At 45.8% G+C, this 12,774-nt stretch carries 10 protein-coding genes; 8 read left to right on the forward strand and 2 right to left on the reverse strand.

Annotated features, from left to right (window positions below; genetic code table 11):
- The 3 genes from C1714_RS04895 (at position 1) to C1714_RS04905 (ending at position 7,086) form a co-directional block, all read left to right on the forward strand.
- Complete coding sequence (locus C1714_RS04895; RefSeq protein WP_210115256.1) at positions 1-1,293, forward strand: restriction endonuclease subunit S; 1,293 nt, start codon at positions 1-3, stop codon at positions 1,291-1,293.
- A complete protein-coding gene (locus C1714_RS04900) occupies positions 1,286-4,339 on the forward strand; it encodes a type I restriction endonuclease subunit R (RefSeq protein ID WP_102342140.1) in 3,054 nt (1,017 codons plus the stop codon). Before C1714_RS04895 ends, C1714_RS04900 begins: the two co-directional genes overlap by 8 nt.
- 176 nt (positions 4,340-4,515) lie before the next feature.
- A complete protein-coding gene (locus tag C1714_RS04905; protein ID WP_167849934.1) occupies positions 4,516-7,086 on the forward strand; it encodes a DUF7601 domain-containing protein in 2,571 nt (856 codons plus the stop codon).
- Positions 7,087-7,229: 143 nt separating this feature from the next.
- Here the strand turns inward: C1714_RS04905 and C1714_RS04910 are convergent, their stop codons facing one another.
- Positions 7,230-8,549 (reverse strand): IS110 family RNA-guided transposase, encoded by a 1,320-nt coding sequence (locus tag C1714_RS04910; protein WP_102342142.1) that lies wholly within the window; start codon positions 8,547-8,549, stop codon positions 7,230-7,232.
- 314 nt (positions 8,550-8,863) lie between these two features.
- Here C1714_RS04910 and C1714_RS04915 point away from each other — a divergent pair, with 314 nt between their 5' ends.
- From C1714_RS04915 to C1714_RS04930, 5 genes are all read left to right on the forward strand, one after another.
- Positions 8,864-9,331 (forward strand): hypothetical protein, encoded by a 468-nt coding sequence (locus tag C1714_RS04915; RefSeq protein ID WP_102342143.1) that lies wholly within the window; start codon positions 8,864-8,866, stop codon positions 9,329-9,331.
- Positions 9,332-9,361: 30 nt separating this feature from the next.
- Positions 9,362-9,601 carry a hypothetical protein gene (locus tag C1714_RS04920; protein WP_102342144.1) on the forward strand — a complete coding sequence of 80 codons (240 nt, stop codon included), beginning with the start codon at positions 9,362-9,364 and terminating at the stop codon, positions 9,599-9,601.
- A gap of 175 nt (positions 9,602-9,776) precedes the next feature.
- Positions 9,777-10,877: a hypothetical protein gene (locus C1714_RS04925; RefSeq protein WP_102342145.1), complete on the forward strand. Its 1,101-nt coding sequence runs from the start codon at positions 9,777-9,779 to the stop codon at positions 10,875-10,877.
- On the forward strand, positions 10,864-11,031 hold the full coding sequence (locus C1714_RS13960) for a hypothetical protein (protein WP_167849935.1): 168 nt from the start codon (positions 10,864-10,866) through the stop codon (positions 11,029-11,031). Before C1714_RS04925 ends, C1714_RS13960 begins: the two co-directional genes overlap by 14 nt.
- Positions 11,032-11,294: 263 nt before the next feature.
- Positions 11,295-12,143 (forward strand): HAD family hydrolase, encoded by an 849-nt coding sequence (locus C1714_RS04930; protein ID WP_167849936.1) that lies wholly within the window; start codon positions 11,295-11,297, stop codon positions 12,141-12,143.
- A gap of 79 nt (positions 12,144-12,222) precedes the next feature.
- Here the strand turns inward: C1714_RS04930 and C1714_RS04935 are convergent, their stop codons facing one another.
- Complete coding sequence (locus C1714_RS04935) at positions 12,223-12,774, reverse strand: hypothetical protein (protein ID WP_102342147.1); 552 nt, start codon at positions 12,772-12,774, stop codon at positions 12,223-12,225.

Genomic DNA, 12,774 nt, shown 5'->3' on the forward strand with positions numbered 1-12,774 from the left:
ATGACAGAAATGAAGGACAGCGGATTTGCTTGGACAGGCAGCATACCAAAGAACTGGAAAATGGAACGCCTTCAATGGCATCTAGATGAGATAAATGAGAAGAATGATCCAGTTAAAACAGAAAGAATATTATCGCTCACTAATAAACTTGGCGTAATTCCATATGAAGATAAGGGCGATCAAGGAAATAAAGCTAAAACAGACGTGAGTCAGTACAAAATTGCTTATTCAAATACTATTGTTGCCAATAGTATGAATATTTTGATTGGGTCTGTAGGAATTTCAAAATATTACGGATGTGTAAGCCCTGTTTATTATGTTTTTAGAGCAAAAAAAGGCTCAAATCTCAAATTTGTAAACTATATACTGCAATGCCCGCAATTTCAAAAGGAACTGAGAAAATATGCAAATGGAATCCTTGAAATAAGGTTGAGATTATCTTCAGCTGATATCCTTAAGCGCCCGGTTCCTTTTCCTGATTTAGAAACACAGAATCAAATTGTTGACTATTTGGATTATAAATGTGCAGATATTGATTCTGCTGTTTCTGAAGCAAAAGCCAGCATTGAAGACTATAAGGTTCTGAGGCAGTCAATCATCACGCATGCTGTGACAAAGGGACTGAATCCAGACGCAATTATGGCAGAATATAACAATCTTTTTTATAGAAATATTCCTAGCAATTGGCATATTGTTAAAATTTCCAATGTGCTTGCTGGAATTAAAGATGGTGAACATGGAACGGTAGAGAGAGTTGAAAATGGGGAACTGTATCTTAGCGCTAAGAATATGTCAGACGCAGGTGTAACCATTGGTAATAACGAAAGTAAAATATCACATGCAGATTATAAAAAAATAACAGCACACGGTTTTCCTCAAAAAGGAGATGTGCTGCTTTGCTGCGTTGGTGCGACGATCGGCAAGTGCTGTATTTATCCGTTCGATAACACGTATGCCTTTCAAAGAAGTGTTGCTTTTCTCAGAGTGAACGACAGCATGACTAATGGTTATCTGAGATACTGTCTTCAGTCCACACCAATAAAAGAGCAAGAATCATTACTGATAAATAAATCAGCTATAGGCGGACTATACATCGGATCAATATTGAAAATGATGATACCGTATCCGCCAATTGACGAACAAAAAAAGATCACGGATTACTTGGATAAAAAATGTAAAGAAATCAATGAAATAATAAGCAACAAACAACTTATCATTTCAGACCTTGAATCTTATAAGAGGTCTCTCATCTATGAGTGCGTCACTGGAAAGCGGGAGGTGCCAAATGCCTGATACAGAAAAACAGTTTGAATCTGATATTGAATCTTTTCTCATCTCCCCGCAAGGCGGATGGCAGAAAGCAGATGATTCTGGCTATAAGAAGTCCATTGATATGGCTCTTGATCTGGATACGCTCATTGATTTCGTATCGAAGTCTCAGCCAGTGGAATGGTCTCGCTTCGTCAAAAGCGCAGGCCGTGATCCGAAGCAGAAGTTCTATGAAATTTTTGAAGATGCAGTCCGTACAGACGGCCTGATTGCCGTTCTGAGGCATGGTTTCAAGTACCGTGGAATTCTCTTCCGCGTCTGCTATTTCAAGCCGGAATCAACGCTTAATGAGCTTGCTGCAAAGCATTACAAACAGAATATTTGCCAGTGCATCAGGCAGTGGCATTACTCTGCCGAGAACAGCAACAGTGTCGACATGATGCTTGCTGTCAATGGTATTCCTGTAGTTGCCATTGAGCTGAAGAATCAGCTTACCGGCCAGTCTGTGGATAACGCCAAGCAGCAGTGGATGACTGACCGTGACCCAAGAGAGAAGTGCTTCAAGCTGAATCACCGCATCCTGGCCTTCTTCTGTGCTGATCTCTACCAGGTATGGATGACCACAGAGCTGAAGAAGGAAGCAACTTTCTTCATGCCGTTCAACCAGGGATCCAATGGCCCGGGTGTTGACGGTGGTGCTGGCAATCCTCCGAGTAAGGACAGCGATTATGCCACTTCCTACTTCTGGAAGAATGTTCTGCAGAAGGATTCCATGCTGGATATCCTGCAGAAGTTCATCTCCTATGATGTGAAGCGTGAAGAAGTCATGAACCATGACACCGGGGAGATAAAGGAAAAGGTCTCAAAGCGTGTCATTTTCCCGAGGTATCATCAGCTGGATGTGGTCAGGAAGCTGATTGCGGACGTGAAGGAGAACGGCACCGGAAAGAGCTATCTGATTCAGCACAGTGCCGGTTCCGGCAAGTCCAATTCCATTGCATGGACTGCATACCGCCTGGCATCTCTGCATAACAATCAGAATGAGCCGGTATTCACGTCTGTCATTATCGTCACCGACAGACGGCTTCTGGATGCTCAGTTGCAAGATACGATCCGCGGTTTTGATCATACACTCGGCTCTGTTGTAACCATTGATGAGAAGAAGAACTCTCAGGATCTGCTGCAGGCTGTCAATGACGGAAGAAGAATCATTGTAACTACTCTCCAGAAGTTCCCTGTCATCTATAAGGAAGTAAAAGAAACATCAGGCAAGACATTTGCCGTCATCATTGACGAAGCTCATTCCTCTCAGACCGGCAAGGCTGCTGCCAAACTGAAATATGCTCTGGCAGACAAGGAAGACGCTCTGAAGGAATATGCTGAGATTGAAGGAGAAGCAGAAGCATCTGAGGAAGATCGTGATGACCGTATGGTACAGGAACTGATCTCACAGGGCAAACATAAGAACATTTCTTACTTTGCCTTCACTGCTACACCGAAGGCTTCAACGCTTGAACTTTTCGGTACACCAACACCGGATGGCAGATATGTCCCGTTCCATGTATATTCCATGCGTCAGGCAATTGAAGAGCATTTCATCATGGATGTTCTGCAGAACTACATGACTTATAAGATGTGCTATGAGATTGCAAAGAACATTCCGGATAATCCGAATGTTCCCACCAGTAAGGCGCTGAAGGTAATCCGCCGCTTTGAAGAGCTGCACCCTCACAACCTGCAGCAGAAAGCGCAGATCATCGTTGAAACATATCGTACTGTGACAAAACCTTCCATTGGCGGCAAGGGCAAGATGATGGTGGTTACAGAATCCCGCCTGGCAGCAGTCCGCTACTACCATGAAATCAAGGCATACATTGATGCCAAGGGATATGATGACAAGATTTTCGTTGCTTTCTCCGGCTCTCTGAAGGATCCGGATGAAGTCAATGGGCCTGAATACACGGAATCCGGCATGAATGTTGATTCCCAGGGACATCATGTAACAGAGTCTCAGACCCGCAGTGTATTCCATGATGAAGGAAATATCCTGATCGTAGCTGAAAAGTATCAGACCGGATTCGATGAGCCTCTGCTGCACACTATGATCGTTGACAAGAAACTGAGAGATGTGAAGGCTGTGCAGACTTTGTCTCGCCTGAACCGCATTTATCCTGGAAAGACGGATACCTTCATCCTGGACTTCAAGAACACTGTAGAAGATATCAAGGAAGCCTTCGAACCGTTCTATAAGACCACAGAGCTTGAGAAGGAAACAGATGTTAACAAGATCTACCAGGTTCAGAAGGAACTGAGAGCATTCAATCTTTATGATGATATTGATGTAAAGAAAGTCACGGATATCTATCTTGGTGAAAAACGTATCAGCAGCATCCAGGGCAAGATTACCAACGCATTGCTGCCAGTCGCACAGAGATACAACGCCATTGATGATGTTACAAAGCGGATTACGTTCCGCAAGACCGTTAAGGCATTTGTACGGTATTATAACTTCATTACGCAGTTGAGCCGCATGTTTGACAAGGATCTGCACAAGGAATACATCTTCTGCAGCTACCTGTACAGGCTGCTTCCACCGGAGCCAACAACACCATTTGACCTCGGTGAGAAGGTAAAGCTGGAATACTATCACCTGGAGAAGACATTCGAAGGCGCCATTATGCTGGATGGAACAGCACCAATGATTGCACCGCCGACATTGAATCCAACTGGCGGAGAAGCTGAAAAGAAGTCCCCGCTGGATGATGTCATTGATGAGATCAACAAGGAATATAAGGGCAACTTCACGGATGCAGACAAAGTTATTGTCAAATCTCTGCATGACAAGCTGGTGAAGGATCCTAAGGTTCAGGCTTCTGCTCGTCAGGATGGAGAGAAGATGTTTACCAACAGCATCTTCCCGAAGGCATTTGAGGATACGGCACAGGCCGCATATATCGAGTCCATGGATTCCTATTCCAGCCTGTTCCAGGATAAGGATAAGTACAATGCCATCATGATGGCACTGGCTGGTGAACTGTTCAGGGAACTTGCCAATGCGCCAAGAACATAAGAAACAGAGTTATAAAACAGCAGGAAGGCCGCATGGAATGTGCGGTCTTTCATTTTGAGCTCCGCACAATCATAATGCCCAATAAAAAAGCTATTTTTAATAAAGAATGTGGCATTCACTAAACGGCATCTGATGACAGATGGTACAGCCGCAAGCAATAAATGAGGTACGCCAGTATGAAGAAAGTACGAAGAATATTGATATCACTGATGCTTGCTGTCAGCATGAATGGTACTGCAGAATCCTGGACATTAGCAGAAGAAACATCAGCACCGACAGAAGCAACTGCAGAGGCAGCGGCAACGGATGATGCAGAAAGCAGCACGGCAGATACCAAAGATACCATCGTTTCTGACACTGATGCCGTCTCGACTGGTACAGATGACGTAAACTCTGAAAATACCGTTAATGACGGTGAAACATCCAATTCTGACGATTCCGTAGATGCGCCCTCTGACGTGAACGGAGGTAATACTGACTCTGAAACTGGATCTTTGAGTGATAATGTCGCTGAGATAGACGGTGCTGTTTCTGCTAGCCAGGCTCAAAAGGCGCAAGCCTCTTTTTCTTCTGTCTCTCTAATGGGTAAAACCGCAACTGCATCAAATACTGTAACATATCGTGACTATGGCAATGTGGTGATAAACGGCTTCCATGGAGAAACCGGAACCCGCACTGATGGTTATGATTTTGAACTGATACTGTCTCAGCGCGATTGGAATCTTTCAAGGACTGCAGGAGTGTCTTTTGCTGTTCCAACAGCAGAAGAAAACGTTCCTGCCGAGTGTCTTCCAAATGGTTATTACTGGGATGGAAGAATCTGGGGACAACAATACCATACAATGATCAACGGGCAAACCAAAACACAGCCAGAATATCGTCTTTGGATGAATTACTATGCCTCGGTAAAAACATATACAATCACATATAACCTTAACGGCGGAACGAATAATGACGAAAATCCGGACACATACAATATTCTATATGGTGTATCACTCAAGCCTGCCACAAAGGATGGCTACTACTTTGTCGGCTGGACAACTGACGAAGCAGGAACAGACTTTGTAACAGGAATCAATGAAGGAAAGGACGCTGTGTTTACCGACGGCAGCGAAAATTTCTCGGAATCTGTTCTTTTTAGCGAACTCGCATCAAGAGAGACAGGAAATGTTGCATTGTACGCCCAATGGGCAGCGCCCGGAACGATGTATACACTGGCACTTGATCCTAATGGCGGAAAGTTCTCGGGCACGCAGGGAACACCTTGCGTAATTTCGCCATACGATAAAGAACATTCACTGGCGCTTGGTGAATCATATTATTGGTCAGTTGATTTTCTGGATGCCATTAAAGCGGGGTATACGTTTGACGGATGGTATTCAGAGCCAGATGGCGGTGAGAAAGTCTACGATCAGGAAGGCCATTGCATAGAAGGAACATATTGGGATATTAATAATAGATATCAATATCCTCATGATCTTACGGTTTATGCGCATTATGTGCCAAATGATTACACAATATTATTTGATCCCAATGGCGGTACTGGAGCAATGAGCAATGAAACCATCACGTATGATACTGAGCAGGCATTAACAGGAAACACTTATACACGGACGAGATATACATTCAAAGGCTGGAATACTGCAGCTGATGGAAGCGGTGTAGCTTATGCTGATGGCGAAGTTATTAAGAATCTTGCTGAGAGTGGAACAGTGACACTGTATGCTCAATGGACTGCAAACCGTTACACCATTACATGGGATGCAAATGGTGGTACTGGCGGCGGAGAAAGCGGATATTCCTACCCCTATTTTGACAGTGTTGATTTTTGGATTCAGAGTTATCCATCAAGGAAGTATTATTCGTTACTCGGCATGTATGACTCTGATGGGAATCAGGTTTATGCATACAGTTATATGTCCGCCGAATCATTGGCAAAATGGAAACAATCAAATGCAGCAGGATGGTATTGCACCGCAGTGAAAGGCAAATACTGGTCAGACAATGACGGTAATGCTACATGGATATATCCCGGCGATGTAACAGCTATTGCAAAGTGGCAGCGCAACACGGGCAATCTGACTATCAGTGAAACTACAACAGGCAATTTTGGTTCCAAGGATAAGTCATTCCCTGTTACCATCACCCTTACCGATCCTGTTGATTCCACTGGTTCTGACCTATCAGCATGGGCATCAGCAAACGGTGCAACGTATTCCAACGGCACCGCCACCCTTACTCTTAACCTTTCCGGCAGCAACTCCAAAACTCTAACTATTCCTTCCGGCTGCACCTATACCGTTTCTCAAGCCGAAGCGCAATACTATACAACCTCCATCGAGAACGCCTCCGGAACCATTCCGGATAACAGCGGCGCTGTGACCGCAACCGTTACAAATACACTCGGCAAGGCTGATCTCACCGTTTCCAAATCTGTTTCCGGCAACTTTGGCTCCAAAGACAGATACTTCAAATTCATCGTTGATCTGAAGAACCTCGGAGTAGACGAAACCTATAGCCTTGATCTGAGCAATGCCTCAGAAAAAACGACGACCAATAACGGCACAAATACTGTCCAGACCAATCCGGCGACATTCACAACGGATGCAAACGGCAACGCCACGGTCACTGTCTGGCTGAAACATGGGGAATCCATCGTATTCAAGGATCTCTACGAAAGCTGTACCTATAACATTACGGAAGATCCGGAGAATTACACGGCAAGCAGCAAAATAACAGCAAACTGAAGAGGCACATTATGAAATTCAGAAGTGTGAACAATACTAAGCGATGGCGACGACATAAGCCGCAATAAAACAACAGCACCGTGGCGAGTGCTAACGTAACCTTAAAAGGTTACATACCTTCGCCAGAAGCTTTATTTGGAATTTCAGGCACCCGCATCCGGTGAACCGGAAGCGAGTACTTGGCTGTGCAGATCCTTTGTTCTTTGAATGGTTGATACGTCGTATCCGGATGATTGGAGAAAGGTAATCGCTGATTCGATTGTGATCTTGTAACCTGGCTTTGGCTTCGGGTTCATAAGTTCGTCGTAATCGGACGGTTTGAATTCTTCACCTGTCTCGATCATGTGGTAGATACAGATAAGCATCATGCGGGCAATCGCGATGATGGCTTTCTTGTGACCTCTGCGCTTCTTGATGCGGGCATACTTGATTCCAAAGTATCCGTCTTTATCTTTAATCGACGCAAGGGCACACTGAACAAGCAGCGGTTTCAGATACTGACCGGCTTTTGTGATACGGGTTGACTTCTTCTTATTCGCAGATTCATTGTTTCCGGGAGTAAGTCCGGCCCAACAGGTAAGTTGTCTTGCATTCTCCCATACTGACATATCCACACCGATTTCTGAGATAATAAGTATGGAAGATAAGAGGCCGATTCCTTTTATCTCCGCGATCTGAAGGAACTGGGGAAAGTACTTGGATGCTCGTTTGGTCATTTCAAGGTAGCAGGCGTTTATGTGCTCATCCAGTTCTTTTATATGAGCACTTGTGGTTTGCATTTTGAATTTCGCATCGGATTCAATCCTGCACCCATTGACGACCTCCATGATCTTGTCTTTGTTCCTGCAGTTCCCATGAATCAATTTTCTGAGCTTCTCTTCATCGACTTTGTCTGAATTCAAGACTTCTTCTGCGACAGCCATAGCGCTCTTACCCATTGGGTCGGAGAAGATATTCTGGAGAGAAAAATTGGAAACGGTGAGACAGTTCTGGTATCTGAGGCTTTCTGAGGACTGCATTGCAATGAGCTTGCGGTAATAGCGTGCGAGCTCCCTCAGTTCCCGGATGTCTTTCGGAGGAATAAAAGAACCCCGGACAAGATCGTGCTTATATAAGTCACAGATCCATTTGGAGTCCTTCTTATCTGTCTTCTTCCCCTTGATTGCCTTTGTGTATTTAGGGTGCGCGAGACAGATAGTCATCTTGTGCTCTTCCAGAACGTTCCATATCGGTATCCAGTATTTGCCAGTGGATTCCATACAGACATCGAGACAGCCAAAAGATTCAAGCCATTTTGCCAAAGATTCAAGATCAGGATTGTTTGTGCCGAACGAATTCTGATGATATTCGGTAAGCATTGTACTTCGATCGGTAATACCGACCGTGGCGACTATCAGCTTACTGTGAACATCAAGTCCGGCGCAGTTGAAGCGAACCACCTGAATAACATCACGTGATGCCATATTCAAAGCCTCCTTTCTTCAGTGGTGGAAAGGAAGGCCTTGACTGTCATCCAAGCGTATCGACTATTGATTGATCAATTATAAGTGTCCAGAGTCTGAGCTCGTACTTATTTGTGCTTGTAAGGATGACAGCTACTTATAAACATGCAGGATCTCTGCAGAAAACGGAGTACCTACTCGCCTCCACGTGCTCTGTAGTGTGCCATTCCTTTACCACTTAAAGAATAGCAGGAAGAAACAGAAAACGTGAAGCATAGTATTGTTAACAACGTATTTGAGACGGCAGCCGAAGGCGTGCCGTCATGGAGGAAAACATGATTATCAGCATTCTTACCGCTGTCTGCCTGGCAGTACTTCCCGTGCTTGCAGAAGGCCGCACAACTGGCACACAGACACTCGGCGGTAATACAACAGCAGCATTCACCAATGAGCTGGATACAGGCACGGTAACGATCAATGTAGCCTGCACCAGTGAACTTGCCGATATATCACAGCTTGGCGATTACGCCGCTATTGTGACGCTTAAGACGCTGGATGGCAGAAGCCTGCATGCGGCCGATACACTCAATGTGAATGGCACAGTCAGCTTCGTATTCACGGATGTTCCTGTCGGAAACTGCACTGCGGAACTCCTGCCAGTATCCAGATACAAGGCGGATTCCTACAGCAAGACATTCACTCTGAGCAAGGACAGCACAGGCAATGCATCTGCCTCAGTCACATTTACCGGAAGCATAACCGACTACAGCCTGGCATCAGATGCAGTGCTGAAACAGCATTAAAGCTTCAGACAGAAAAGGAGGCAGAAATGAATGAGAATCAGAAATCTTGTTATTGGGCTCATGGCAGCATTCAGCATGTACATCATGCCTGTGCTTGCAGAAGGTGAAACAACGGGTACACAGACGCTCGGCGGAAACACCACGGCTGCGTTTACGAATACACTTGAAGGCTCAGTACCAACCGGAATCAACATGGGTCATGCCGGTGCGCTGGTTATAGCATTCATTACGGCAGGGCTTGCAGTTATGCTGCTCAGCCACAGAAAATAAGATTGCAGGCTTCATATTCAAAGCATGCGCATAGCGCGGATTCGGTTCCGGCTGTGCGCTTTTATTGTCCTGGCAGATATGCACTGGCATTTACTGAACAGCAAATATTCCTTTTGGTTTATACTCAAGGTAACAGGCAGCGGTTTGTCAATCATTCTGAATGAGGGAAAAGAATATGGGCGGCAAAGATAAGAAATATGAAGTGAACATAGACATCAGCGTCAATTCCATGCCGGATAATATAAAGAAAGAGATTCAGGACAACATCAATACGGTTGGCAGAGAAGAAACCGATCAGATTCTTCGGGATATCTTCAGCCAGGCAGATATTGCCAAGGATGCTGTTGACATGATCAACCCGGAGACCGTCTATGTTGCAAAGATACCAAAGAACCTGCGGAGGGACTGGCAGAAAGGTGCTCTGCACTGGATGACCAAGAAGGATACGGGTGAATCTGTAGCAGAAATCATGGGACAGGAGCCTGGTGTCAGGGCGCATGCAATAATAGAAGAAGTTGACAAGGCAAAGGCCGCAAGAAGTATGCTTCCGACGCATCTTGCTGCTTATGCACAGCATCAGGAAATCAAACAGATGGCTGAAGTGGTCAACGATGTGCGTGACCGCGTTATCGCTCTGCAAGGTATGTATTATGACAGCATGTATGGTGATTTGATAGGTGCAAGGGACACCCTGGCACAGGTTGAAGTTTCGAGCGATGCTACCCGCCATGGAATCATCAATAATCTGATTCCGAGTCTGAATGGAACCCGCGGAAGGATCATTGAAGCCCTGACCCGGCTATTGAACAACTTCCCGGAAGTGAAGGATTCGGCATTTGGCATTTCAGGCCAGATCGTCAAAGACAAGAATTTCCTGACAGAGACCTTTGAAAATTACAACAGGATTCAGGAGCTGTTCAAATGCTATCTCCTGGCAACACAGCTGCTCGGCTATGCATATGCCATGATTGAAGAGAAAGCATCCTATAAAAAGGTATTCATACCGAATGAGCAGCTTGTGCATCATCCTGCCCTAAAGAATCTGGCAAACTTCGAGATTGCACTCAATGGGAACTTCGACCAGATGTGGTATAAGAATCCGGAGAACTTTCTGGACGGCATCAGGGTCAAAGTCGATATGATTGCTTCGAAGAATGCGGTGGAAATTGAATACACCGGCAAGCAGCTCATTAATGCAATTCATCTGACAAAGGAGAAGGAACCGGAAATTGCAGCAAAGAGGAATGATCAGGAGGAAGATCATGGCGAAGAATAACGAGGAGAAAATTTCCATCAAGAAACAGTTTGTTGCTCTTGATAAAAGCATGAAAGGCGTTAAAAAAGTCGGGCCATATGCAGCGGCGGCAGGAGTCGTTGTACTGACGGCAATAGGCAACAAGGATAATACGGACGGAGGATCGAACGCCTGAAGCAAAGCAAAGCCCATCACTTGGATGGGTTTTATTGTGCCAGTTCTGGAAACTCTTTTTCCGGATTACGGTAACTTGTTTCAGATTGAGTTACAGATTCTGAACAAGAAAACTGCCTGAAAAATTGAATCTGTTTCAGATTGAATTACAGATTTCAGGCAGTTTTTCGCGTTTTGGAGTATTTTCTGTTTCAGCTTGAATTTCAGATTGTCATGTTTTTTCATGGCTGAATGGCGGTGTACAATAGCAGGCAGAGGAACAGTATGACAGACATCGAAAAGACAATCCGCCTCATTGCGGCAGACGTCGACGGTACGCTGGTCCGCGACGACCGCCTCATGACCCGTTTCACGCGCGACACGATCTGCGACCTTCACAGGCACGGCATCCTGTTCGGCATCGCTTCGGGAAGGGACTATCACCAGCTGCTGGAAGACAACCGTCTCTGGAACTTTGATTTTCCCTTTGACTTCGTCATCGGAATGAACGGCGGCCAGGTATATATTGAACGCGAAAAGAAGGCGTACGAATACTATCTTCTTTCCACCTCGACGCTGCAGAAGCTTTTGACGATGATGGCGCCGCTGGACCTCAATCCGAGCATGTACATAGATCCGCCCGATTTCATGGCCCTGCGCGTCGATGAAGGTGAAATGCAAAGCGCCGAGCGCAACCATTCCAATCTGATCATTGCAAAGGATCTCTCCGACTTCTGGCAGAAACCGCATGCCAAAGTGATGTACCGGATCAATGATCCGGAAAAGATGAATCAAGCTGTCGCCTGGGCCGATGCCCATCCATCAGATCTCTGGCATAGCGTCAAAACCCAGACGACGATGCTGGAATTCATGGATCCACATGTCAATAAAGGCATGGGCCTGCAGAAAGTATCCGAGTTGCTCAACGTCCCGCTCACCGGTATTCTTGCTGCAGGAGACATGGATAATGACGTTCCCATGTTAAAGACGGCAGGTTACAGCGTCTGTATGTGCAATGGCTGTGACGAGGGGAAAGAATCTGCCGATGCCGTTACCCGGAGGTCAAATAACGATGATGGTCTTGCGCTGTGGCTTCGAACCGCATTTCCAGATTATCTGAAATCAGACGAATAAACTAAGGCGGCGCAGACATCGGAGTGTTGATTTTCCGGTGTCCGCGCCGTCGGCTTTTTTATTCTCTTTCTATGTTTGATTACTTCTCATCGTCAGGATGCTTGGCGTTGAGATAGGCTTTGACAAAGGAATTAAGAACGACAGAGACAGGTTCATTGCGGTCGAGACAGATGCGGATCACTTCCTTGAAGCGATCGAGACTCATGACTTCGAAGCCGAGACTGCGTTTCGTGTCCGGCTTTTTATGAAAGCGTTCGACGTACTGGAAGTAAAGGTCACTCAGCTCATTGTCGATATCGCCCTCATAGAGAACCAGATCCTCGCGCTGCAGCAGTGGCTCGGGCTCCTGTTTTCCTTCTACCCTGGACGGATCGGCGTTACGATAGCCGTCCTTGAGGCCGACGACAGGGATTGAAATCGTTTCGTCCCGCGCCGAAGGGTCGACGCTCACGATGTCTTCCAGCCTGACGGATTCACGGAAGAAGCCATTGATCAGCTCCAGATTCGTGACACTGTCCACGTCCTTGCGGAAGGCGTCGTTGTTGGCCACGTAGCCTGAACGCTGACTGCCGTCTTTCAGTGTCACCGTAATGAATTCATTAATGAAGGGAAAGATATCTCGGCTGGTCAT

The sequence above is a fragment of the Galactobacillus timonensis genome (assembly GCF_900240265.1).
Lineage (GTDB): Bacteria > Bacillota_I > Bacilli_A > Erysipelotrichales > Erysipelotrichaceae > Bulleidia > Bulleidia timonensis.